General features: G+C 40.6%; 21 protein-coding genes and 1 pseudogene. 9 read left to right on the top strand and 13 right to left on the bottom strand.

The features are described 5' to 3' along the window. Positions 1-6: 6 nt before the first annotated feature. Both LX73_RS00220 and LX73_RS00215 read right to left on the bottom strand, forming a co-directional pair. Positions 7-990, bottom strand: a complete 984-nt coding sequence (locus LX73_RS00220) for an aldo/keto reductase (protein ID WP_148897457.1) — start codon at positions 988-990, stop codon at positions 7-9. Between the two features lie 18 nt (positions 991-1,008). Beyond that, positions 1,009-2,583 carry a cryptochrome/photolyase family protein gene (locus LX73_RS00215; protein ID WP_148897456.1) on the bottom strand — a complete coding sequence of 525 codons (1,575 nt, stop codon included), beginning with the start codon at positions 2,581-2,583 and terminating at the stop codon, positions 1,009-1,011. Positions 2,584-2,660: 77 nt separating this feature from the next. Here LX73_RS00215 and LX73_RS00210 point away from each other — a divergent pair. Beyond that, positions 2,661-2,771, top strand: a pseudogene (locus LX73_RS00210) (SLOG cluster 4 domain-containing protein); the annotation flags it as partial. A gap of 56 nt (positions 2,772-2,827) precedes the next feature. Here the strand turns inward: LX73_RS00210 and LX73_RS00205 are convergent. Further along, a complete protein-coding gene (locus LX73_RS00205) occupies positions 2,828-3,883 on the bottom strand; it encodes a serine hydrolase domain-containing protein (RefSeq protein ID WP_148897455.1) in 1,056 nt (351 codons plus the stop codon). 1 nt (position 3,884) lies between these two features. Then, complete coding sequence (locus LX73_RS00200) at positions 3,885-4,868, bottom strand: serine hydrolase domain-containing protein (RefSeq protein WP_148897454.1); 984 nt, start codon at positions 4,866-4,868, stop codon at positions 3,885-3,887. A gap of 179 nt (positions 4,869-5,047) precedes the next feature. Here LX73_RS00200 and LX73_RS00195 point away from each other — a divergent pair, with 179 nt between their 5' ends. The 5 genes from LX73_RS00195 to LX73_RS00175 all read left to right on the top strand — a co-directional run bounded on the left by LX73_RS00195 (position 5,048) and on the right by LX73_RS00175 (position 9,044). After that, entirely contained in the window at positions 5,048-5,431 is a 384-nt protein-coding gene (locus LX73_RS00195; RefSeq protein WP_148897453.1) for a BlaI/MecI/CopY family transcriptional regulator, read from the top strand. Further along, a complete protein-coding gene (locus LX73_RS00190) occupies positions 5,428-7,059 on the top strand; it encodes a M56 family metallopeptidase (RefSeq protein ID WP_148897452.1) in 1,632 nt (543 codons plus the stop codon). The genes LX73_RS00195 and LX73_RS00190 overlap by 4 nt, the downstream gene beginning before the upstream one ends. 132 nt (positions 7,060-7,191) lie before the next feature. Beyond that, positions 7,192-7,875 carry a CDP-alcohol phosphatidyltransferase family protein gene (locus LX73_RS00185; protein WP_148897451.1) on the top strand — a complete coding sequence of 228 codons (684 nt, stop codon included), beginning with the start codon at positions 7,192-7,194 and terminating at the stop codon, positions 7,873-7,875. A gap of 54 nt (positions 7,876-7,929) precedes the next feature. Next, positions 7,930-8,112, top strand: a complete 183-nt coding sequence (locus LX73_RS00180) for a PspC domain-containing protein (RefSeq protein WP_148897450.1) — start codon at positions 7,930-7,932, stop codon at positions 8,110-8,112. An 80-nt stretch (positions 8,113-8,192) separates the two neighbouring features. Beyond that, on the top strand, positions 8,193-9,044 hold the full coding sequence (locus LX73_RS00175; RefSeq protein ID WP_148897449.1) for a Gfo/Idh/MocA family oxidoreductase: 852 nt from the start codon (positions 8,193-8,195) through the stop codon (positions 9,042-9,044). Here LX73_RS00175 and LX73_RS00170 read toward each other — a convergent pair. The 5 genes from LX73_RS00170 to LX73_RS00150 all read right to left on the bottom strand — a co-directional run bounded on the left by LX73_RS00170 (position 9,041) and on the right by LX73_RS00150 (position 15,939). After that, on the bottom strand, positions 9,041-9,895 hold the full coding sequence (locus tag LX73_RS00170; RefSeq protein WP_148897448.1) for an SDR family oxidoreductase: 855 nt from the start codon (positions 9,893-9,895) through the stop codon (positions 9,041-9,043). The genes LX73_RS00175 and LX73_RS00170 overlap by 4 nt on opposite strands. 105 nt (positions 9,896-10,000) lie before the next feature. Then, positions 10,001-11,188 carry an acetyl-CoA C-acyltransferase gene (locus tag LX73_RS00165; RefSeq protein WP_148897447.1) on the bottom strand — a complete coding sequence of 396 codons (1,188 nt, stop codon included), beginning with the start codon at positions 11,186-11,188 and terminating at the stop codon, positions 10,001-10,003. A 32-nt stretch (positions 11,189-11,220) separates the two neighbouring features. After that, on the bottom strand, positions 11,221-11,574 hold the full coding sequence (locus tag LX73_RS00160) for a four helix bundle protein (RefSeq protein WP_148897446.1): 354 nt from the start codon (positions 11,572-11,574) through the stop codon (positions 11,221-11,223). 131 nt (positions 11,575-11,705) lie between these two features. Then, positions 11,706-14,078, bottom strand: a complete 2,373-nt coding sequence (locus tag LX73_RS00155; RefSeq protein ID WP_148897445.1) for a 3-hydroxyacyl-CoA dehydrogenase/enoyl-CoA hydratase family protein — start codon at positions 14,076-14,078, stop codon at positions 11,706-11,708. 64 nt (positions 14,079-14,142) lie between these two features. Beyond that, the gene (locus LX73_RS00150) at positions 14,143-15,939 is read right to left on the bottom strand and encodes an AMP-dependent synthetase/ligase (protein WP_148897444.1); all 1,797 of its coding nucleotides are present in this window, start codon (positions 15,937-15,939) and stop codon (positions 14,143-14,145) included. Positions 15,940-16,081: 142 nt separating this feature from the next. On the opposite strand from LX73_RS00150, the gene LX73_RS00145 reads away from it, so the two are divergent. Further along, positions 16,082-16,510 carry a PaaI family thioesterase gene (locus tag LX73_RS00145; RefSeq protein WP_148897443.1) on the top strand — a complete coding sequence of 143 codons (429 nt, stop codon included), beginning with the start codon at positions 16,082-16,084 and terminating at the stop codon, positions 16,508-16,510. A 183-nt stretch (positions 16,511-16,693) separates the two neighbouring features. Here LX73_RS00145 and LX73_RS00140 read toward each other — a convergent pair whose 3' ends face one another. From LX73_RS00140 to LX73_RS00130, 3 genes are all read right to left on the bottom strand, one after another. Then, entirely contained in the window at positions 16,694-17,416 is a 723-nt protein-coding gene (locus tag LX73_RS00140) for a hypothetical protein (RefSeq protein WP_148897442.1), read from the bottom strand. 118 nt (positions 17,417-17,534) lie between these two features. After that, entirely contained in the window at positions 17,535-19,187 is a 1,653-nt protein-coding gene (locus tag LX73_RS00135) for a class I adenylate-forming enzyme family protein (protein WP_148897441.1), read from the bottom strand. A 155-nt stretch (positions 19,188-19,342) separates the two neighbouring features. Next, positions 19,343-20,920: a sensor histidine kinase gene (locus LX73_RS00130; protein WP_148897440.1), complete on the bottom strand. Its 1,578-nt coding sequence runs from the start codon at positions 20,918-20,920 to the stop codon at positions 19,343-19,345. A 321-nt stretch (positions 20,921-21,241) separates the two neighbouring features. On the opposite strand from LX73_RS00130, the gene LX73_RS00125 reads away from it, so the two are divergent. After that, positions 21,242-22,057, top strand: a complete 816-nt coding sequence (locus LX73_RS00125) for a hypothetical protein (protein WP_148897439.1) — start codon at positions 21,242-21,244, stop codon at positions 22,055-22,057. A gap of 46 nt (positions 22,058-22,103) precedes the next feature. Beyond that, positions 22,104-23,783: a S8 family peptidase gene (locus LX73_RS00120; protein WP_148897438.1), complete on the top strand. Its 1,680-nt coding sequence runs from the start codon at positions 22,104-22,106 to the stop codon at positions 23,781-23,783. 194 nt (positions 23,784-23,977) lie between these two features. On the opposite strand, the gene LX73_RS00115 is transcribed toward LX73_RS00120, so the two are convergent. After that, positions 23,978-24,295, bottom strand: a complete 318-nt coding sequence (locus tag LX73_RS00115) for a methyltransferase family protein (protein ID WP_211359329.1) — start codon at positions 24,293-24,295, stop codon at positions 23,978-23,980. Positions 24,296-24,334 lie beyond the last annotated feature (39 nt).

Raw genomic sequence — 24,334 nt, 5'->3', positions numbered from 1 at the left:
AAATTGTTACTCAGGCGGAGCCATAAAAGCAGGACTTACCGGGTCTTCAACAATTGTTTCTACGATTTCCTCAACTCCTTTGACCTGCTTGTGCGAAAATTTCCAGCCGAACGCATTATCAAAGGTCACCTGCTCGGGCTTTCGGGCTCCCCATATCGCTGAATCAATTCCTTTGTCCAGAATCCAACGGACGGCCAGGTGAATAACTTTTTTATCAAAATTCTTATCCGCATATTCTTTCAGTTTCTCAACGGCCTCGAGATGTTTATCAAATGTTTCGCCCTGAAATTTCGGGTCCGCATCACGGCGCATATCCCCTTTATTGAAGGTTCGATCTTTACTCATCTTCCCGGATAACAACCCGCGACACAGCGCCCCGTACGTAAGCAGCGTAATGCCATTTTCTTTACAATATGGAATAACATCCTTCTCAATACCGCGCTCAAATAAATTATACGGTGGCTGACAAACGTGAATAGGCGCTGTTTGCTGAAATTCATCCATTTGTTCCGGAGAAAAGTTAGACACTCCAATAGCTCTTATTTTTCCACTGTCAAGAAGCTCTTGCAGTGTCTCAGCCGTTTCTGAAAAATCGGTATCCAAATCCGGCCAGTGCACCTGGTAAATATCAATATAATCAGTTTGCAACCTCCGGAGCGAATCATCTACCTCTTTAAGAATGCGTTCGCGGGTTGAATTGCGTTGGACATTACCCTCATCATCCCACTCCAAACCAAACTTCGTTGCAAGCTGAATCTCATCACGATTGCCGAACTCCTGTAGAGCCTGACCGACCAATTTTTCGCTCTTACCGAAGCCGTACACTGGAGCAGTATCAATGGTCGTTATACCCTTTTCGAGGGCTTCTATTACCGTACCTACCGCCAGCTGGTCGTCGGACCCACCCCACATCCAACCGCCAATCGCCCAAGTTCCAAGCGTGACTCTCGAAATATTAAAATTCAAATCGCTTACTTGTCTAAACTCCATACTCTACAATAATTTTGATTAATCTGAATACCGCTCTAATTGATTTAAAAACTGATTCGTCGATTCTTTAATGGCCTTTTTATCCTCATCAGATTTCTTGTCGAACATATTCACCATAAAGCTATTGCGACCACTTACTTCAAATGCTTCGCGCTGCTCATCTACAAAATTCCAATATAAATAATTAAACGGACAGGCTTCTTCCCCTGTCTTCTTGGTAACACTGTATTCACATGATGTACAATAATTGCTCATTTTGTTGATATAATTCCCGCTGCTCACATATGGTTTTGAGGCAAGAATACCTCCATCAGCAAAGGTTGACATGCCCAGTACATTAGGCAGCACTACCCATTCATAGGCATCCACATAGGCAAACCAAAACCACTTATTGAGCTCCCGTGGATCAGTTTTCGTAAGATTACTAAAATTACTGAGTACCATCAGTCGCTGAATATGATGTGAATACCCCTGTTCAATAACTGGTTTTAAACTTTGTTGCATACAGTGCATGTTCGTATCACCGGTCCAAAATAGTTCGGGCAGCGACTTTTCAAAGTCCATGAAATTAGTATCACGAACCTCTGGCATCATCGCCTCATAATAAATACGGACAAATTCGCGCCACCCCAGAATTTGGCGTACTAATCCCTCAACAGAATTAATAGGTGCTTTACCCTTCTCATGCGCTTTAATTGCTTGTGCACAAATTTCCCAAGGCAGCAACAATCCATTATTCAAATACAGTGACAGTATTGAATGCAAAAGTGTTGGCTCATCTGTAGCCATGGCATCTTCATAAGGACCAAAGTCAGCCAATCGCTCCTCAATAAATTCATCAAGCAATTGGAGTGCCTGTTTTCTGTTCACTGCAAAACGAAAATCATCGATCTTGCCAAAATGATGCGGGTGCCGGTCTTCTACGAGGTTTATCACTTCTTGAGTAATTTCATCCGGCTCAAAGGATGTAACCTCTGGAACGGAATATTCTTTAGGCAACGATTCCCGATTATCCTCATCATAGTTCCATTCACCTCCTTCAGGCTCATCGCCGTTCATTAGGTAACCGGTTTTCTTGCGCATATCCCGATAGAAATATTCCATACGATATCCGGGCGCAATATTCTCTTTCCATTGATCAGCATCAGCAAAAAAGAAGGTGTTGTGGGTTTCCATGACCCTATTCTCAAATTTGTTTTTCACCTCCCGAAGCCGCTTGCGGCTATCCCATTCCGAAGGAGTCATATAGGTGAGAGACAAATCTTCATAATCTTCCAGAATCTCTGACGCCCCTTCGCCAAAATGCTGGTCAGTTGCATGATAGTAAACAGGATAACCGTTCTCGAAGCACTCTACCGCAAAATGACGCATGGAACTGAGGACATAAGCCAATTTCTTTTTGTGATAGGGTAATGATTCCCCTTTGGCTTTCGCCTCAACAAATATCAATAACGGTTTTTCTCTACGTACCCAATCCGGCCAAACCGACATATTTAACTGATCATGTAGCACAAAAACAGCTTGACCAAAAGCACCCGGATCGGAGTAATTTATACGGTTGTCAATTTCTTTGAGATACGATCGAGATGACATTTTTCAGAATTGTATTTAATGAATGAGTTATATCAATATATTTGATAGCAGCTAAGTTCCAATAAAGTATATTTACTATGAACAAGTCTATTATAGGTGTCATGGGTCCCGGTGATGGAGCCTCTCAAAAGGATATTGATTATGCCTATGAACTGGGGAAATTAATTGCTAGACAGGGTTGGATTCTCTAAACAGGCGGTAGAAATGTGGGTGTAATGAATGCCGGCTTATTAGATTAAATATTTTATAAATGTTGACCATTTAATAATCGAGCTAAAAACTTTGCATCACTCCATCTTAGGTCAGCACCACCTAAACGAACGATAACTATATCTTTTGATGGAATAATATAAAGACGTTGATTAAGACGACCAGCTGCCATATATAAATCAGAGGGGGCTTTATCATATATAAATTTTTTCTTATTAGTGCCTCTTAGCAACATGATGTTATCAGGCAAATTGCTAATAAACGAGCTGTCCGATTTTGTTTTAATGTTCTTGTTGAGCCACACGCCAAGCCCGTAGCCCGGACTTGCTGGTGATGGTTGTGTGAGCGGACTTATATCATTAATAATGGTCTTCCCCTTCCATTTACCTTGATTGAGCAATAATTTTCCAACCCGGCCCAATTCTTCAGCAGTCAGGCTAGAACCGTCAAAAAAACGCGGAATGGTATAACTATTAGTCTCGCTAGTAAATACTTCTTGATCTATTTTCCAATATCCTCCTTCTATACCGATAGGGTTAAGAATTCTATCTTTTAAGTAATTAGAAACCCCTTTTTCGTGAATAACGAGTCCGAATACTTGAAATGGGATAGGCCCATAACGAAACTCTTGCCCTGGTGGTTGAATTAAAGGTCTTTTGAGTACCTTTTTTACCGGGGGCATAGATTTGTAACTACCCGGAGTAATTCCACTTGTCAAATGGAGGAGCTGTGAAATAGTTATGCTGGATTTATAGGGATCATGTTGCCACTCAGTGATGGTTGCTGATACTGGCTCATCAAGTTTAAGCAAACCATCATCCCTCGCAGCCAATGCAATGAGACCAGAAAACAAAGTACTTACTTCAGCAAGTGCATACCTTTTTTCGGGTGAAGTATTATTGTGATAGTCTTCCAAGATAAGATCACCATCAGCCCAAACTAGCAGTGCTTCTCCAGATTTATTCTCGGAGTATTCCTTAGCAAGTTCCAGCGAATTGTTATCTATTGTTCTAATCTCTTTTGAGGTAGTACAGTTAATAAATAGAACTAGACATAGGGAAAGTTGTAGATATCTGAGTGTTGTTTTCATTTCAATTACGTATGATGACTTTTCCAATTATATTTATAAAATCTTGCCCCATCCATTTCATATTAGTACCTGGTTTTTTATTACAGGCTTGCTCTCTTAAGTAGATTAAATTCTTTTTGGGAAAAATAATTGTTAACTGCCCAAAATCACCCATTGCTGAATAATTTTCCATTTGAGAACCATAGTGTTCTGTATTTATCCACCATAAGTAACCATAACTCTCATGAGTTTGTGAAGGAGTTGTTGACTTTCCCACCCATTGCGGGGGTACAATCTGTTTCCCCTTGTAGCTTCCCTCATTCAACATCAACAATGCAATTTTTGAAGCATCTTGAATGGTAGTTTGAGCACCCCCATAAACAATATCATTACCACTTTCATCAACCATTAGACTTGTAGAATCCATTTCCAGTGGTTTGAAAAGGTAATCCTGAAAAAAATCACTAGCACTTAGTCCACTGGCGTTTTCAATTAAAATACCCAGCAATTGAACCCCTTCATTTGAATATGAGAAATCCTTTCCAGGTTCTTTTGTCACATCCTGATTTAGAGCAAAACTATCCATATCGTCTTGAGCTAAGATAGACTCAGATGCAGGTCTAATCCTTTGAAGACCTGAAGACATGGTAAGTAACTGTTTTATCGTGATATTATTTTCACATCCAGACTTCCATTCCGGCACATAATTGCAAATCTGTTCATTCTCGCTCTTGATAAATCCTTTCTTAACTAATATACCCACAGCCAAGCCCGTCCAAGATTTAACCATTGAAGCGGTACCCATATAAGTTTTGTCACAGTTATTAGAATTGAAGGATCCTATAACTTCAGAATTATGAATAACCAAGGCTTTACTTGCCTTAGTAGTATCTGTTGTATGTATTAGTTTTTGGAGTTGGTGATGATCAATACTATTTGTTTGTGCATATACAATATTGGGAATAGTTATAATAAATAGGAACAAATATAGAGAATAACGGGCCATTACGAATAAAACCTTATACGATATACTATTTAGATAGTATTAAATACTACGGAAATAGTATGTAGATTCAAAATAGGGTAAAATTGCTTTATACAAATATTAATACTATTATGTTAGTACTAAATAATTAGGACCTAACATTAAGCAAAACCATTCAATAATAATTCAACAATAAAAAGATGAAGAAATCACTGACTCCCCTTGGAGAAACAGAAATGGAAGTACTGCACCATGTGTGGGACTTAGGTGAAGCAACAGTCAAACAGGTGCGCGAACGCATTCTCGAAAGCCGAGAGGTTGCTTATACCACTATTATGACGGTGATGAAAAACTTGGAAGAGAAAGGATATCTACAATATCGTAAAGAGGGGGTCACATACGTTTACAGTCCCGCCGAGGAGCCCGAATCGGTACGTTCTAATCTTATATCAGAATTAATAAAAAAGGTCTTCAAGGGATCACCGAAACAGCTCATTCAAACGCTCGTCAATAGTGATGACATGACCGACAAAGATCTCATGGAGATTAAAGATATGATCGATAAAATGGAGGATGACCAATGACACAAATCATCAATTTTTTACAGTATTTTGGAGATCAGATGCTGGAATATATTTTGTTCCCGCTGCTGGTCTGGACATGTATCGCTATTCCTATCACCGGATATCTTCGCTGGACGAAATCAATGCCGGCAGTATATCAGTATCATAGCCGTATTGCACTGGCACTGGTGCTGCCACTAGGCATCGCAGGTGCCTTGCTGACTGATTTTCTGGCTAAAAGCTCGGAAACAGCATCAACAGCTTTTATCGTTGTCCAAAATCCTATCACTGTCGGTCCGGGGTCTTCCGAATCTTCTTTAGCTCTTACCACCTATGGACCTAATATCTGGCTGGGGCTGCTGGGAACTCTTGTTGTCTTGGGTATAGTGCTGTATTTATGCAAGATGGCAACTGATTTCGTTCAGCTTAAAAAGATGGAGCAACATCTTCAGTTCCAACCATTGCACTCCTGCTCTGAGCTTGCCGATGCCCTATCCATCAACGAAAAACATGATACGAATACACTGTTAGCATATTCAAATATAGCCACTATACCTTTTACTTACGGATGGCGAAAAACCAAAATTGTGATTCCTTCTGATTTAAAAACAGATAGCCAAAACCTGGCAATGGCCGTACAACACGAGTTGATGCATATTAAACATCGCGATTATTTGCTCAACGGTCTGCTGGTATTTATTAAAGCCGTATTCTGGTTTCATCCACTGGTCCATTATCTACACAATTCCAGTCAAGAGTACCGGGAAATCACTTGTGATAGTGAAGTGCTGGCTAACAAACAATTTTCCAAAAAGAAGTATGCCTCCCTGCTCTACAAACTTGCAAAACGCGAACATCAAACCCAATTGGCCATGAGCATGGCTATTAATCCTTCTTCACTCAAAAAACGAATCCAAATTATGTCTTCTCAAACCAATATTTCCTCAAAATTCCGATCGAGCGTTTTAATGACAGTGGTTTCGGCCACACTTGTGGTGCTGACCATTTCTTGTACCGACATGGCTGAGAATGGTATCACAAATTCAGAGGTTCAACAAGCCCAATCCCAAATACAAAGTACGAACCAACAACAGTTATTTTTTGTGAATGGCGAACAAGTAACCAGCGATGAGAAAATTCAAAAATTGAGCCGTTTAAAATCAAAATACATTAAATCAATTGATATTTTAAAAGGAGATAAAGCCGTTGAAAAATACGGTCCAAAAGCCAAAGATGGTGTAGTTGAACTTCATATTTGGAATGAAACAAAACAGAAAGCATTTACAGATCTAAAAGAAGAAAACAGCAATGTAAGTGATTTAGAACATCAAGACTTTTTTGTAGAAGTCGAACAGATGCCTGAGATTAAAGGGGGCTTAGCTGGACTACAGAAAAAAATAAACTATCCTGAAATGGCCCAAAAAGCCGGTATAGAAGGGCGAGTAATCGTACAGTTTATTGTTAATAAACAAGGGGAAGTCGAAAACCCACAAGTAATTCGGGGTATCGGTGGAGGAGCTGACAAAGAGGCAATTCGGGTTGTAAAACAAGCACAGTTCGAACCAGGTATGCAAAAAGGTCAGCCAGTACGCGTGCAGTATTCACTCCCTATTACTTATAAGTTACCAGATAGTAAAAACGAATCATAGATTACTGATATTTAAGAGGTAACTTTCACATTTCTATATGATTTTAAAGCGGGACTTCATAGGTTCCGCTTTTTTTATTTTATTAAGGAACTAAATATCGGAAGGCAATTTACATATTAGAATAATTTAGGTGTGAAAAAGACAGCTGCATATGGGGTACATATTTTAACGGCCTTAGGTGCCAGTTTAGGGTTATGGGCTATTATCCTTATTTACGATGGCTTTTATCAAGAAGCTATCTGGATACTAGCATTATCAGCTATTATTGATTCCATTGACGGGGCACTTGCTCGACTGGTGAACACAAAAAAATATGCTGCTCAAATTGACGGTGCTCTGATGGATAATATCATCGACTTTTTGACGTGGACAGTAGCTCCGTTGTTGTGGATTTACGCCACTATGCGATTACCAATATGGGTGCTGATGATCTGTGCCCTAGCCAGCGTCTTTGGCTTTTCGAATAAACAGGCCAAAACTGACAACCACTTTTTCCTTGGATTTCCCTCGTACTGGAATATTGTTGTCTTCTATATCTTTCTGCTGGATTTGCCTGTCATATTTGCCTCAGGCATTTTATTGTTTTTTGCCCTTGTCACCTTTCTACCGGTTAAATTTTTATATCCCACGCGCACTACCTTTCTACGACCCCTAACCTTACTGCTGGGGAGTGTTTTTGTCCTGCAACTTTTTGCACTCATGTATTACTTTGATGATTCTTCTCCTACATTAATTTACAGCTCATTCCTGTTCCCCTTTTACTATTTTGGACTTTCGTTTTATCTAAACTGGAATCCTGCTGTAACATCTGATTAGTATATACGTACACCTGTAAAGAACATCAACTACTTCAACTTAATAACTACCAATATGGGAGCTCGATTAAGAAAATCACGTACTGATAAAATGCTTACCGGTGTATGCGGAGGTATTGCCGAATACTTGGGCTGGGATCCAACCATTGTCAGAATCATATTTGTGGTTATCACATTTCTGGGTTCAGGAGCTCCGGTATTACTCTATTTTATTCTGGCCCTCGTCATGCCTGATTAAATAAATCAACCATTTCTATTTTGAAAGTTGATCCCCATTTCATAAATATGTGAAGTAAATACTCATATATTCACAACAATATGAAGATAGGGATCGTCGGATCGGCAGATCGTGCAATAGCCTGGGAACAGCATCTGCGTCCCCATAAAACAGTTTCCGAAGTTGTTATCACCTCTAAACTTGCCGATATCGGTAATGTTGACGCTTGTATTTTACTGGATAAAAGCAAGCAACGGATACGGCACATGCTGGATGCAGTCAAAAATGGCTACCATACCTTTTTGGTTTCTCCGCTACCTACTGATAAACAGTTAGTTCAAAAAATTTATCATACTGCCGAAGAATCAAATGTACTGCTCCAGTTTTCGCACTGGCCTACACTCGCACCAGCCACAAAATGGATGCACAAAAAAATTAAGCGCCCTTCATTTATACAGGTAAAACGCGAGATTAATCATACTGATCATCTCGAATCTGAATATAACTTCAATTATTACTGGATTGACGAACTTGCTCTATGCCTCCGGTGGGTTAACGGGGCTGTTCATCATATGGATCTACAAACAATTTCAGTTATCGAAGATACAATACAGGCTATACAAATGTTTCTTCGGTTCGACAGTGGAGCAACGGCCAGTATATATATTAATACTGCTGCAGGAGAAACTTCACACCACAGAGTAGTTGCAAATAATAATTACCTGCTCGACTGTAATGTACATGAACAATCCGTAAGATTGGGAGAAGCCTCAAAAAAAGACCATTTATACTTTAAACGTCATCATTTTGATGCTTCAAAATCAGCAGAAATGGCGGCCTTAGAATTTATCAAATCTATCCAGTTAAATCGGCCAGCTATTTATAACGGCCACCACCTGCTGGAGTTAACGAAAACAATAGAAAAAGTTGAGAAAAAGCTAGCCCGGGTTTAAGATTTCTCTTTCATCATTTGAAAGAATTCTTTCAGCTCATCCCGGGAAGCCAGCTTATCAATAAAGTTAAACTGCCCGGCAGACAAACGCTCACCACCGTCAATTGTTACACATTCACCCGTCATATACGGTGACATATCTGACATTATAAACGTAGCTAAGTTTGCCAACTCTTCGGGATCACCATACCTGCCAGCAGGTATCTTGGAAAGAAATTTTTCTTCAAAACTATCATCAGGAACCAAACGCGTCCATGCCCCTTCGGTGGGAAAAGGTCCGGGGGCAATAGCATTTAACCTGATATCATATGTAGCCCATTCATATGCCAGTGAACGCGTCATGGTTAGTACTCCGGATTTAGCACAAGCCGAGGGGAGCACAAATGATGATCCAAAATCATCAGCATAGGTTGTTACAATATTCAGGATATTACCTCCCCGGCCGCTATCGATCAGATAATTTCCAAAAGCATGAGTGCAATTGAACGAACCGTGCAGCACAATATCAATAATGGCTTTAAAGCCACCCGGGCTAAGATCTTCAGAGGCTGCCAGAAAGTTACCAGCCGCATTGTTAACCAGTCCATCCATGGCGCCAAAATCTTCTACAATACTTTGGGTCATTTCGGTGACTCGGTCGTGATCTCTGACATCACATTGATAAGTTTCAACCTGGATATCACCTTCATTTGCAATTTCATCGGCGGCATTATCCAACTTTGACTGTGTTCGACCACAAATGGCGATATTACTGCCTACAGAAGCAAATTTTTTAGCCATTGCCAAACCTAAGCCACTTCCACCGCCGGTTATTAATATTGTTTTCTTCTTAAGAGTGTCTTCTCTGAACATAAAACATAATTTTAGAACACTGATGGCACGGATCGGACAGATTTTCACTGACTACATATAACAATGAAAAGCAGTTTTATTCGCTACATCTGTGTTCTATTAAAGTTAATTTAAATTCTCAAAAATGCCTGCTGCCCCCATGCCACCACCTACACACATGGTAACCATAGCAAACTGTTTGTCAAGGCGCTGTAGATCATGCAAAATCTGCGTAGTAAGCTTTGCACCGGTGCAACCAAGTGGATGTCCCATAGCAATAGCCCCACCGTTGATGTTGACAATATCTTCATCGAGGCCAAGTTCGCGTATAACAGCCACTGACTGTGCGGCAAAAGCTTCGTTCAATTCTATAAGATCAATGTCGTTCAGATCCATGTTAGTTTGATCAAGCACTTTGGGTACGGCTTCCACAGGACCAATCCCCATAATCTCGGGTGGTACACCTGCAACTGAGAACCCGTGATATTGGGCCATCGGTGTAAGCTCCAGCTCCTCGGCTTTTTCTCTGCTCATAACCATCACAGCTGCAGCAGCATCATTCATTTGTGAAGAGTTGCCAGCTGTTACCGTGCCTCCTTTTTTAAAGGCAGGATTTAATTTTGCTAAGATTTCTTCAGAAGTATCACTACGAGGTCCTTCATCGGTATCAAAGGTAAACGCTTGTTCTCCCACTTCTCCACCGGCAGTCACTTTCTTTTCGGTCACTTCAATGGGCACAATTTGATCAGCAAAATAATCTTCTTCCCAAGCCTTAATCGCCCGCTGGTGACTCCGATAAGCAAAAGCATCCTGATCTTTACGACTAACATCATACTTATCAGCTACGTTTTCGGCCGTCAGCCCCATGTTGATATAAATTTCGGGATACTCTTCAACCAGTTCGGGATTGGGCTCTACAACAAATCCGCCCATCGGCACTTTTGACATCGATTCAACACCACCGGCAATAATAATATCAGCAGCACCAGTCATAATCCTTTCGGAGGCCTGCGCTATGGTCTGCAGCCCGGACGAACAAAAACGATTCACGGTGGCAGCAGGAACTGACGCTGGTAATCCACCGAGAGCAGCACACTGCCTGGCCACGTTAAGCCCCTGCGAAGCTTCGGGAAAGGCACATCCCATAATTACGTCATTAACCATTTCCGGCTCTACGGAAGGTGCTCTTTCCAGCAACGATTTAATTACTTCTCCACCCAGCGTGTCGGGTGGCGTGAACCGGAGTGATCCTTTATTGGCTTTTCCGGTTGGCGTTCTTGCTGCGGCGACAATTACGGCTTCTCTGTTAGTCATACGTAAAAAGTATTAAGTAGAAAGTTTAAAAATTACTCTGCTAAACTCTGTCTTAGAGCATAAATCATCTTCTGGATTTCAATCAGTTTACCTTTGATATTTTTATACTCCGCCTCATTTAAATACTGTAAGTTATTTGAAATAATTAATTGCGTTTCGAGTTCGTAACAAGATCCTGTTGCAATATCGAGAAATTTTTGAAATTCCTTTTCGCTCCTTCGTCCTGCTCCCTCAGCAATATTTGAACTGATAGAAACAGTACATCTTCGGATTTGAGAAGTTAAACCATATACTTCTTGTTTAGGGTAATCATCAGTTAGTTGATAAATTCTGGTAGCAAGTTCGACGGCTTTCTTCCAAACATCTAATTCTCTAAAATTATTCATAGTAAGTGAATTTAGTTAATAATTTACACTTACCATTAAGACCTTTTTATGACAATTTTCTTACAGATTAATTGAAGAAACTTTAATGCAATATACTCTCTACTCAATACCATATACTTTCTACTAAATAACTAATTTCTCAGCGGTTTCCCTTTCTCAAGCATGTGTTCTATTCGGGCTTGGGTTCGTTCGTCTTCAAGAAGTTTTAAAAAGGCTTCTCTTTCGAGCTTTAGCAAATAGTCTTCGGATACTTCTTGAGGTTCACTCAAATCACCTCCACTCATTACATAAGCCACCCTTTCAGCAACAACTTTATCGTAATCGGTGATAAAATTTGCCTCATGCATAATATAAAGCATCAGCTTTAACGAGCTCAGTGCCTTCTTACCCTGTACCTGTATCGTCGGTTTTGCGGGCGGGTGGTAACCCAAATCAGCCATACGACGAGCCTCATCTTTGGCATTGGAAATTAGCAGATCGCGATTCATAATAATGGAATCAGAATCCCGGAGATATCCCAACTGCTGTGCTTTGGGCGCTCCATCCGAGACTTTAGCCATACCAATCGTTTTAAAATTTTCTTTAATATACGGCATGGGATCCACCTGCTCATCGTCCATCACCTGATGCATGGCACGGTAGAGCAATTCCTTCGTCCCACCGCCTGCGGGCAACAAACCAACCCCTACTTCTACCAGTCCAGCATACAGTTCGTGATGAGCAACCACCTTATCGGCATGCATAATAAATTCTACACCACCGCCCAGCGATCGCCCAAAAGGAGCAACTACCACGGGAAATGGCTGATAACGAAGTCCCACTGCAGTATCCTGAAAATGCTGTACTGCAGTTTTCACGCGCTCCTTGTCACCCTGCTTCCACGCCTGCATGGCTTCCATCAGATTCGCACCATACGTAAAGTTGTCATTGTCATGACTGATGACGAGTGCATCAAATTGGCGGGCAACAATGTCACAGGACTTCTGTAGCGCTTGGACAAGCTCAAAACCAAGTGTCTGTCGTTTCGTACGAAATTCAAAGAGCGCAACGCCATCCCCAAGATCATATAAACCAGCATGATCGTTGCCGAATACTTCCCTGTCGTTAGCTTTGAGTGTTGATATCTCGATGGCACCTTGAGCAGGCGGACTCAACTGCTCCACTTCTCCAGTTGCCAAATTGTATACCGTTCCCTCATTTTGATCATAAAATTGGTTGCGGCCCTTTTCAAGCATCTGTACTACTGATTCAGGAACATCCAACCCTTCATCCTGCATGCGTTGCACTGATTCTTTCACGCCAATGGCATCCCAGCGCTCAAAGGGTCCCAGCTCCCAGTTAAAGCCCCACTTCATCGCACGATCAATGGCTTCAACGGATTCAGTTATCTCTGGAATTCTGTTTGCTGAATAGAGCAACAAATCGCAATGAATATCCCACAAAAACTGCCCCACTTTGTCATCTTGTTTAACCAGAAATTTGAGCCGTTCCTCTGGAGTCTTGAATTTCTTTTTCGCTTTGTTTGCACTTTCAAACTCAGGATCTATCTGCGATTCGTATTCCAGCGTATCGGGATTAATAACCTTGTATTCTTTGCCCTCCTCAGTGCGAACTTTTTTATAGAAACCTTCGCCTGTTTTATTACCGTGTTTCTCCTCTTCAATCATGGTATCAAATTCATCCGGCAGCTGGAAAACATCGCGCCGTTCATCATCAGGTATAGATGGGTACAAATTGTTAGCTACATGATGGGTGACATCCAGTCCTGCCATATCAGCCGTACGAAAGGTCGCTGCTTTGGAATAACCGGTGAGTGTGCCTGTTAAAAAGTCGATTTCTTCGGCTCGGAAATCACCGTTAAAGAAATACGGCATCATGTTAGCCATCGAAAAGATTCCAATTCGATTGGCAATAAAGTTTGGGGTATCTTTGCACCGCACAATGCCTTTGCCCAGCATTTTCTCACAAAAAGTGGCCATAAATTCAGTGACCGAATCTGCCGTATCTGAGGTGGGGATAACTTCCAGAAGTTTCATATACCTGGGGGGATTAAAAAAGTGCGTCCCCAAAAAGTGTTTTCGAAATTCAGCTGAACAATTCTCACTAATATCTCCAATTGGTAATCCTGATGTGTTGGAAGTCACAATGGTACCTTCCGTGCGGACTTCCTGAATATCGGCCATCATACTTTGTTTGATGTCCATTTTTTCGACGATGGCCTCACATACCCAATCCATTTCGGCAATAATATCAAGATCATCAGTAAAATTACCCGGTTTTATTTTTTCAGCATCCGACGGATTGCCCAATGGAGCGGGATTCATTTTCGTGAGTTCCTTTATATTATCAACCACCTGCTGATTGGGATTGTCACTTTCTTCATCTTTAAGGTCGAGTAACCAAACCTGGAGTCCGGCATTTACACAATGGGCTGCTATTTGGCATCCCATCGTTCCCGACCCAAGTACAGCTACTTTTTGAATATCGTAATCAGAAGTACTCATAAAATATTTGCGTTAGTAAACAGGTTTAAATTTAAAGAGTCTTGAAGCACTCACTCATCAATAATTATTCTTCCTCATCAGCATCCTCATAAATCTTATCAATTACATCGGCATAATTCTCTTTAATATCAGATCGCTTTATTTTATGGGTAGGCGTTAACTCACCAGATTCAATAGTAAACGGTTTCGAAAGCAGTACAAACTTTTTAACTGTTTCCCAGGGTGATAAGTTCACATTTACTTTATCCACTTCTTTCTGAATAACCTCGCGAACCTTAGGATTATCCTTAATATCATCCAGTGAACCTATATCTCGGTTCCCAAAATGTTTTTTAATATTTTCGAGACTTGGTACAATAAGTGCTGAACAAAATTTTCGTTTGTAGCCAATAACAACCGCCTGATCGATATACCCACTTTCAGTTAACAAGTTTTGAATAATTTGCGGAGCTATATATTTACCTGTTGATAATTTAAAAACAGATTTTTTTCGGTCCGTAATACACAGATTGCCTCGTTCAAGTTTCCCAATATCACCAGTTTTAAACCAGCCGTCTTCGGTAAATACTTCTTTGGTCTTTTCCTCATTATTATAATACCCTTCCATCACATTAGGACCTTTAGCCAGTATCTCGCCATCTTCGGCAATCTTAATATCCACATTAGAAAGCGGTGCACCAGAACTACCGGGCATTAAATGATCATCATCTTGCACAGAAAGAACAGGCGAAGTTTCTGTTAGCCCATATCCCTGTCGGCAATCTACTCCAACTGCATTCATAAAACGGAAGATCGTGGAAGAAAGCGCACCACCCCCGCTAACCATGCCGGCAAGATGTCTCCCAAAAAGTGGCCTGATCTTAGAATAAACAAGCTTATCAGCAATTTTATGCTTTATGGCCTCAAGCCCGGACGGAGGATTTTCAGGATCAAACTCTTCAGCTCTATTAATCGCCCAGTAGTACAAACGCTTTTTAAGCCCACTCATTTCTTGTCCCTTTACTTTAGCGCCAGTATGTATTTTTTCCAGCAGTCGGGGGACCGTAGCAAAATAATGTGGCTCAACTTCTTTTAAGTCTTCTCTGATCTCTTCTATATCCTCGATATAGTAAATGGGATACCCCAGACGCAAATATAGATAGGTCATCATTCGCTCAAAGACATGTGAGAGCGGCAGATAAGAAAGCATCTGTTCATGTTCCCGTACAGTAGTATCAAAAGGGACCCGCTCGAGAGAGGCCTGCACATTCGAAGCAATATTATTATGCGTAAGCATCACTCCTTTGGGTGCCCCGGTAGTACCGGATGTATATATAAGAGTGGCCAGGTCATGCGGATCTACTTGTCCTCTAAGCTGTTCAAAAAGCTGCGGATCTTCTTCATCTTTCTGAGCTCCCAACTGGATAATCTCGTCCAAATTACGAACCTCATCATGCCCAGACTCAAAAATCGAAATATAGGTTTCTACATTCTCAATAGTATCTCTGATAGACCGAGTTTCCTCAAAAAGCTGATCGTTAGACACAATGTGTACTTTTGCTCCAGAATCATCTAATATATATTTAATCTGATCAGCCGGTTGGGTTGTATAAATAGGTACATTAACAGCACCTAACGATAATATTGCCTGATCACACATCAACCATTCTGCACTATTTTCGGAATGGAGACTCACTTTATCTCCCCTGCGAACCCCTAACTCATATAGGCCAAGCGCCAACTTTTTAATATTAGTGGTAAATTCTTCTCGGCCGGTTTTTACCCATTGGCCTTCTCTTTTAGTAGCAATTAGCACATCTTTATCGTGCTTGTTAAGCCCCTTTTTAACTTCCGAAATAATAGTACTTGGCTCATATTCCATAATAGTGCATTATTGAGTAAAAATAACAGCGTTATCTAATCCTAAGTTAAGCCTTTAAGGATTATTTTAAAGTCTTATTTTATTTTTTTGTGATTCGATTCCATTATATTAAAACAATAAACCAATTGTAACAGAATCGATTATGTATATCCAGCCAGAAATTAAAAATCGCGTTAAAACATTTTTAGATGCTCCCCAACAACATATGGGAGATGTACTCAACATTTCTTTTACTTCATTCAAGACGGATGAAGTAAAAGCCTCGATGCCGGTGGATAAAAACACCATACAACCCTTTGGCCTTTTACACGGCGGGGCATCAGTAACACTGGCCGAAACATTGGCATCGGTAGGAGCCTGGCTAAACCTGGATAATAATGATCAATCAGCTGTTGGCATCGAGATTAATGCTAATCATATGCGCGCCGTAAAAAAAGGCCGTGAAGTTAGTGGCGTTTCTACACCTATTCACAAGGGACGATCTGTACAAGTGTGGGAAACGAAAATTACAAATAGTCGAAATCAATTAGTTTGTAGCTCGCGATGTACGTTGGCTGTGGTTGATAGATAAAATAGTAGGAGGTATTTAATCGAGCCTTTTACAAAACCACACAATCTGAAATTTTCATCGCGAGCCCCACGATATTTGGGGCGTGGAGATTACTACATTCCGTTCATTCTATTCCCTCCATTCGCAATGACAAAGTTTGGCAAAGCCCTATAATCATGAGTAGTGAATAAAAGGGGCAATATTTTATTCTTTAAATAATTGCTGCAGCAGTTTTCGCTTGGTTACCGGAAAGATAGTCTCTCGAAAAGGAAAATACAGATCGGTATTAAATGCGTAAGTAGCAGGATTAGGCAATTCTTCATTTTCGTTGATCAGCTCCAGCTTGATGGCGTTGGGTGATCGATGAGCTTTCCCTTTTTCGATCGCTTTTTTGAAGGTTGTTTTTAGTGAGCGATACTTATCCTTGGCACTTTCAAAAACCGTCACCTCATATTGGAATAACAACAATCGAGATTCTTCGTTATCAGGTACAAAGAAGTATCCTTCATCGGTATAACCCGGTACAATCCCTACCTTTTCAAGATTAATCTCATCATCTACAAATTCAAAAATAGTTTTTCCTTCTTCAATATGATCTTTGATGTAGGGTAATCCCCATTCTATAAGTTCTTCTACCCTGTTAATATCGGCACCGGGTACAAAGATTACCTCGTGTTCAATTTTCTCATTGATAAAATCGATCTTCTTAATGCGCTTGGGAAACTTATCCCGAAGCCCCTGCAATTGATTCAGAATATCTGACAGGGTGGAATACAACTCTACCAAGTGACTGAGGTGGGGATATATTTTATTGTTTTTAAACTCTTTAGAAACCGACTTGAGTCCAGCTAAGATTTTATATTGTGAAGATTCAAAATCAGATTGAACTTGTGTAAACAAATCAAGTGTGAGCGGGGACGTACTCATAAGAACCTCCAAAAATATTACTCAGCATTTTGCTTTTCTGTACTTTACGTACTAACGCAACCAAGAGTAAGAAATATTGTAAAACCCTGGTAGAGGATCAAAGTATTAGCTTTTAAGATTACTTTCTAAACTGTACGTCTTTCCATTCCTTGAAATGGTGCGTCACCTTACGGCGCTGATATTTTCCGGTTGAAGTAACGGGAATCTGATCTCCAAAGACCACTACCTTGGGCGATTTACTAAACGGCAGGTGTTCTCTGCAAAAAGCTAAAATAGCTTCCTCATCTTCTTCCGCTCCTTCTTCAAGTTCGACATAGGCTCCGACCTCCTCACCATACCAATCATTCTCAAAACCTACGGCAATGCCAGCTTTTACACCCGGGGCTTTATTAATAACCTCATCAATTTCTAACGGAGCTAAATTTACCCCTCCGCGAATGATAAGCTCCTTAAGACGTCCGGTGATAAAAAAGTAAGGACGCCCCTCTTCGTCATTGATATAAAATCCCTCATCACCACTACGAAACCATCCGTTTTTAAAAGTTTCTTCGTTAGCTTCTTTGTTATTATAGTATCCGAGCATCACATTTACGCCGCGGATCACAATTTCGCCACGCTCATTTTCTCCAAGCTCATTCCCCTCTTCATCATGGATAGCCATCTCATTGGCTGAGACGGGAATACCAATACTGGGATATCCATAATCGCTGCGCCATTTGTTGTGCTCATCCCGATCAATATCAACAGGTACAAAACAAGAATAACAGGTTGTTTCCGAAAGTCCGTAGCCATGAATAATCGGCACATCAATTTCATCTTCAAAGGTTTCTGCCACTTTTACGGTTAGTGGACCGGCACCACAAATAACGTGTCGCAACGAAGGAGTCTTAGGCCGTTGTTTCTCCTCGTAATAACTGTTTAAATATTGTAACAGCGTGGGAACCATACTAACAATATGTACCTTCTCGTCGCGAACAATCTCGAAAAATCGGCTGGCCCTGAACCGCTGATTCAGTACAGTCGATCCTCCTGCAAAAAAGGGCGTGATCAATGTTACTACCGTGCCGTTTACGTGATGGATAGGCAGCACACACATCATACGTGTATTCTCATCAATGTTGTGCCATTGCGCAATGCTTCGAGCATCTTCCAGCAGATTCCGCTGACTTAATACTACACCTTTAGGTGCCCCGGTGGTGCCCGAAGTAAATACGATTAACGACTCTGATTCGGCCAGCGAATCTTCGGGCAACGTTAGCTCACCCTGGTCTCGCGTAAAGTTTTCCAACTTCCCTTCGCATACAATCCACTCTATATGCTTTAAATAACCATAAGATTCGAGGATCTTCCTAAACCGCTCTCGGTATTCTGTTCGTACAAAAGCCAGCTCTACATTACCATTTTCCAGAATGTAAGCGATACGTTCATCATCTTCACCCAGATTTACAGGTACTACTACTAATCCCAGCAGCCAGGCCGCATAGTATTGGATAACTGTATGCCAATGATTATGGGAAATTGTTGCAATCCGATCACCATGCCTTAATCCATGATTTTGTAAAAATCTTGCGCAGCCCAAGACATGTTGATAAAACTCGCTGTAACTTATTTCTACTCTATTGTCATCTTCATCAATGTATGTTAAATAGCTTTCGTCATCTTCTGTCCGCTGCTGTAACAATTTTTTAAAATCATCAACCTCAAGCGGTGATTGTGAGTGACTTGTATTACGAGCATAATCAATCTTTTCCTGAAGCTGTTGAAAATCCATTGAGGAAACATTCTATGTTAACTTTCCCGTTTGTTCTATGTTAGTTTATGAGCAACGGAAAGGCAAGCACGTAATACCTAAAAAGACCACAATCCATAAAATCAATCAACTCAGTAGTGAACAGATTTACATTTTAAACTACACAAATTTATTATTTAACCTATCACCTGATCAGGGTCGGGTGTTCTGCGTTCAAAAGAAAATGCCAATATTTCTCCTTCTCCCTCCGCTACATCTTCATCTAATTGCACATTTAGCTGGCGACAAAATCTATTAATAAGTGTCAAATCTAATGTCTTGTCCGTATTGATATCCTCAACAGACGGCAATGCACCTCCAGCATCATGAATGTGAACAGTTATCCTTTCATCATTCTCTTCGATATCTACAGATATAACACGTTCATCATTGAACGATATTTTTGCAGCATATCTCAGTAGCTCATTCAATAGAAGTCCAAAATTGACTGCCTGACTAATAACAAGTTTTACAGAAGGGATATTCAGTTTGAAGTTAACGTTGTTTCCTTCTATAAAATTTGCTTCTATCTTTTGTACTACTTGCGGAGCGAACCCCTCAATATTGACATCAGCAGCGTCTTGTTGCTGATAGGTCTGCTCATGAACTTTTGCCATGGAATAAATACGGGAATGACTTTTTTGAAGTTCTTTGCCTACTTCCTCACTCTTGGAATCATGAATTTGAAGCTCTATTAATCCCGCGATAAGCTGCATGTTATTTTTCACACGGTGATGTATCTCAGAAATAAGGGCACGTTTTACCCGAACCTGCTCTTTGAGCGTACTGTTCCATGTATCCACAAGCCGTATGCCACTTAGCCCAACAGTCACCAAAATAATGATAGATATCCAGGCTGTAAGTTTGAAAGTTTGGGAAGCTCCGACAATTTCAGTTCCTATATCTTCAGGAGAATTCAAGAGTGCTTCTTGAATACGTAACGAGCCCAGTTTTTCGGCTGAAAGGATAAAAATACTTAGCACCACAACAACGGCAATAATAGATGTGTAAACCCATCGAAGAGTAATTTCCGGACGATTGGGGACATCAAAATACTTATCTTTTAACCGCTCTACACGATCTCCTACCAAATATAAAATAGGGCCATTGATAAGCACAATTTGTAGAAAAGTACCTGTCCACCAGCTTTTCCAGGCAACAAGAGTTTGTTCAATTGTTAATTCTTGTACATGGCTCCATATTAATGAACCGAGTGATGACGCCATAGATGCTACCAAGGCTACCCCAACAAAAAAGGCAAGATCGCTAAGACTGTCCAACGTATATTTAAAGTGCGTACTATAATATACAAGTGCGAAAATAGCCATACTAAGCACAACGGCAACGCCGAAAAGCATAGCCCATTGCACAGGCATTTGTGACGCTAAAGCCACCATAAATGTAGATAGGTAAGCAGGTATAAATCCCCATTCAAACCCCAGCCAAAACAGTAAGAAATTACATATCAATAACGGCGGATAATATAGCAAGAAAATAGAAATAGCTTGTTGGTCGGTTGCCAACGACCCCCAATCTGTGGGTACCAGATATACTACTGATAAAAGACTTAATGCAAAAAGAACTAACCATCCTCCTACAACCAGGATTACACGCTTATCGAACAAATTATAGTTCTCTAACAGATGACCGAGCGGTAAAGGACGCCAATGCCCCCGTGATATCGGTGTGTGTAAACCGTCATTATTTTCTGCCATAATTAAAAAGTTTTGGGAGTCCGAAAAGCCGTTACTCAATAGCTAATGCACTAGTACAAAAAGATTGTAATTAGCATTTTATTGTAATCTGCTAATTATAGTCCAGCTCTGTACTAATCAAGCGACCCCTATATTTAAAAATTACCATTTATTTCTCTCTGAAACCTTTAAGAATTGAAGATTATTCTAATGGATATCAGCTATAAATTCAAGCAAAACCTATTTAAAAAACATCTTTTAATAATCATTTTCTGTTTTAAAGCCCAAATTATGCTTAGCTTTTACATAAATAAAGAAATAATAAAGCCTTTAGCTTTGTCTATGAGTACGTTATCTCGAATATTACTTTTTTTGATTTGTTTTGCAGTATTACCATTTACAACAGTTGGTCAGCAATCTGAGGATTCCGATCAAACGATCAGCGATATACTCAACAACATCCCATTGCAAGATATCGCCTATGAAGTACCTGACAAACTGCATCAACAATTTCAGCAAAACCCATTTGGGTTACCTGCCGCCAAGAACAAACGAATGATGAACTTGTTTGAGCAAGCATACCAAAAGCAGGCACTTTATAGAGATGCAAAAAAGGCTTTCCAAAAAAATTATAATGCTACATATGCTGACTCTGTCATCCGCTGGATGAACATGGAGAAAAGTGAGCAAGTGCTTAGCAAACGAAAAGAATTTTATACGCTGGAAGGTCAGCGAAAGCAAGTTGTCAACAAATATGAGCTTGAACAAACGCCCCCTGCCGAATCAAGGAAGAAACTAATACGCAAGCTTGCTGAAAATACATCAGCAGCAAATTTTAAAATTGAATCCAATATCATCATCTTTCGATCGCTTGTTTCAGCCTTCAATACTCTAAACCAACAGCGAACACTCGGTTCCTCACAAATTGAAGGTATTGTCGGCAATTTCCGCAACAGGGTTAAACAGCAAATCGACCAGCAAATACAAAACCAACTGCTTGTAATGTATCACGGGATAGATGGTAATACTTTAGCAAGCTATGCAAAATTTTATCAAACCCCCTCCGGAAAATGGCTAAAAGATGCCATAACAAAATCTATTCATCACGCCTATAAGCAAGCTGAAGAACGATTTTTATCATCTGTTGAAAGCATCTAAAACATTTAAACAAATCAACAATCACAACTGTTAGCTGTCATATAATATGACTAACCGACTCGTTATCACACTTATTTGCGCTATCACATTTTACAGCTGTAGCTCCACCAAAGAAGTTACTCAGCCTTCTATAGAGCAGTCCGTAGATACAACTCAAAAAACAGTAGATTTTTCAACTTTAGAAACCCCACCTAAAAACTGGCACCACTTAGACGAACAGCAAACCCAGTTTCGGGGGATAAGCAGCAAATTAACGTACGAGACAATTTTTCAAGATCGTTCGTCCCAAAAACAAATAATAGTAGCGGTTATTGACGGCGGTGTTGATATTAAACATAGTGACCTTCAAGCAAATATCTGGACTAACAGTGACGAAATTCCTAATAATCAAAAAGATGACGACCAGAATGGATACAAAGATGATGTAAACGGCTGGAACTTTATTGGCGGTGCTGACGGTAAGAATGTGAATAATGATACTTTTGAAGTAACCCGGATTTACGCCCGACTTCACCCAAAATTTGCCGATGCCGACACCACCGTATTATCAGCCAAAGCCCAAAAGAAGTACGAATACTATAAAAAAATCAAAAAAGCCTATGCTTATCAGATTAACAAACAACAACGGCAATATAATAATATAAGCTCACTTGAGGACAGCAAGAAGGAAGCAGAGAAAATTCTTTCGAATTATTTTAGTGGCTCTTATACCTATGAGGATATACAGGCAATACAGCCTCAGGATAAACAAATGGCTTTTGCCAAAGATGTAATGACCTATGTGCTGGAAAACGACATTGATTCTACTGTTATTGCCGAGCAGAAAAAACAGCTTTACGAATTTATGAAGTACGGCTATAACCCGGACTTTTCACCTCGTGATATTGTGGGCGATGACTATGATAATAAAACGGAGCGTTATTACGGGAACAACGACGTGATCGGTCCCGATCCGAGCCATGGTACTCATGTAGCTGGAATTGTCGGAGCTGTGCGAAATAACGGAATTGGCATGAACGGCGTAGCTGCCAATGTACAAATTATGCCAATACGTGCCGTGCCTGACGGCGATGAACGTGATAAAGATGTAGCCAATGCCATCCGCTATGCCGTTGATAATGGAGCTGATGTTATCAATATGAGCTTTGGGAAATCTTATTCACCATATAAGAAACAGGTGGATAAAGCCATACGCTATGCCAATAAAAAAGGCGTGTTAATGGTACACGCGGCAGGGAACTCATCCGAGAATACAGATCAAAAAGAGAACTACCCTACCGATACTTATGGCGACTATTTTGAAGGATCTGAAACTGCTGACCTCTGGCTTTCTATCGGAGCCAGCTCATGGAAACCGGACTCTTCTTTTGTGGGCTCCTTCAGCAACTACGGTGCTGAGCGGGTTGACCTATTTGCTCCGGGAGTAGATATTTATTCCACAACTCCTGACAGTAAATATGAACGTAATCAGGGAACCAGCATGGCCGCACCAGTTGTTTCGGGCACCGCCGCTCTCCTCATGAGCTACTATCCCAATCTTACGTCCAACCAGATTCGTTCTGTCATTATGGAGAGTGTGAAGAAATATCCCAACCAAGATGTTATCATTCCCCACAAAGCTAATGCAGAAGGAACCTTAGCTGATTTTGACACCCTTTCGGTTACCGGCGGAGTAGTCAATGTATATCGGGCTCTCCAGGCAGCAGAGAAGGTGAGCAATAAATAAGACAAAAGTATCCTGTTACAACCACAAACTCCCAGGCGCCTCATATTCAGAACTATTGTGCAGGCTTACCTTCGTCGTGGCCGTACTTTTACCCGCAGAAGGACAAAGCTTTATTGCTTTCTGATAGTGCTCGAATGCTTCTTTTACCATTTGCGGATCAGCTATAATATTAGATTTAAAAAATGATTAACCTTTTAATCCTTTTTGGGTATTGAGATAAGCATGCTCACCCGCTCACGGTGTTTTCTATATTTTTTACCGTGATATCGGATCAAATCACGTTCTTCAAACCAAATGCCGACAAAAATATAGCCGGTCGTTGCTATTGAGAACACCAGATGTGCCAGGGTCATATGCGGCGTCGCCCAAAAAGCAATAATAAAACCCAGCATGAGCGGATGCCGAACATACTTGTAAAAACTGGGCTCCTGGAACCCAATGGGAGTTATTTCGTTATTTTTCAGATGCAGGTATACCTGCCGTAAACCAAACAGATCAAAGTGATTAATCAAAAGTACCCAGTAATACTATTACCCATCCTAACAGCCTCG

The organism is Fodinibius salinus, from assembly GCF_008124865.1.
GTDB lineage: Bacteria > Bacteroidota > Rhodothermia > Balneolales > Balneolaceae > Fodinibius > Fodinibius salinus.
The sequence above is the reverse complement of the archived record's forward strand: the minus strand, read 5'-3'. Positions and strand labels throughout refer to the sequence as shown.

Excerpts from the sequence above, each read along its gene's own strand:
- LX73_RS00140 (WP_148897442.1), bottom strand. The coding sequence starts at position 17,416 with ATGAGTACGTCCCCGCTCACACTTGATTTGTTTACACAAGTTCAATCT.
- LX73_RS00145 (WP_148897443.1), top strand. The coding sequence starts at position 16,082 with ATGTATATCCAGCCAGAAATTAAAAATCGCGTTAAAACATTTTTAGAT.
- LX73_RS00155 (WP_148897445.1), bottom strand. The coding sequence starts at position 14,078 with ATGAGTACTTCTGATTACGATATTCAAAAAGTAGCTGTACTTGGGTCG.
- LX73_RS00215 (WP_148897456.1), bottom strand. The coding sequence starts at position 2,583 with ATGTCATCTCGATCGTATCTCAAAGAAATTGACAACCGTATAAATTAC.
- LX73_RS00150 (WP_148897444.1), bottom strand. The coding sequence starts at position 15,939 with ATGGAATATGAGCCAAGTACTATTATTTCGGAAGTTAAAAAGGGGCTT.
- LX73_RS00120 (WP_148897438.1), top strand. The coding sequence starts at position 22,104 with ATGACTAACCGACTCGTTATCACACTTATTTGCGCTATCACATTTTAC.
- LX73_RS00125 (WP_148897439.1), top strand. The coding sequence starts at position 21,242 with ATGAGTACGTTATCTCGAATATTACTTTTTTTGATTTGTTTTGCAGTA.
- LX73_RS00135 (WP_148897441.1), bottom strand. The coding sequence starts at position 19,187 with ATGGATTTTCAACAGCTTCAGGAAAAGATTGATTATGCTCGTAATACA.
- LX73_RS00130 (WP_148897440.1), bottom strand. The coding sequence starts at position 20,920 with ATGGCAGAAAATAATGACGGTTTACACACACCGATATCACGGGGGCAT.
- LX73_RS00205 (WP_148897455.1), bottom strand. The coding sequence starts at position 3,883 with ATGAAAACAACACTCAGATATCTACAACTTTCCCTATGTCTAGTTCTA.
- LX73_RS00175 (WP_148897449.1), top strand. The coding sequence starts at position 8,193 with ATGAAGATAGGGATCGTCGGATCGGCAGATCGTGCAATAGCCTGGGAA.
- LX73_RS00200 (WP_148897454.1), bottom strand. The coding sequence starts at position 4,868 with ATGGCCCGTTATTCTCTATATTTGTTCCTATTTATTATAACTATTCCC.
- LX73_RS00180 (WP_148897450.1), top strand. The coding sequence starts at position 7,930 with ATGGGAGCTCGATTAAGAAAATCACGTACTGATAAAATGCTTACCGGT.
- LX73_RS00160 (WP_148897446.1), bottom strand. The coding sequence starts at position 11,574 with ATGAATAATTTTAGAGAATTAGATGTTTGGAAGAAAGCCGTCGAACTT.
- LX73_RS00220 (WP_148897457.1), bottom strand. The coding sequence starts at position 990 with ATGGAGTTTAGACAAGTAAGCGATTTGAATTTTAATATTTCGAGAGTC.
- LX73_RS00165 (WP_148897447.1), bottom strand. The coding sequence starts at position 11,188 with ATGACTAACAGAGAAGCCGTAATTGTCGCCGCAGCAAGAACGCCAACC.
- LX73_RS00195 (WP_148897453.1), top strand. The coding sequence starts at position 5,048 with ATGAAGAAATCACTGACTCCCCTTGGAGAAACAGAAATGGAAGTACTG.
- LX73_RS00170 (WP_148897448.1), bottom strand. The coding sequence starts at position 9,895 with ATGTTCAGAGAAGACACTCTTAAGAAGAAAACAATATTAATAACCGGC.
- LX73_RS00190 (WP_148897452.1), top strand. The coding sequence starts at position 5,428 with ATGACACAAATCATCAATTTTTTACAGTATTTTGGAGATCAGATGCTG.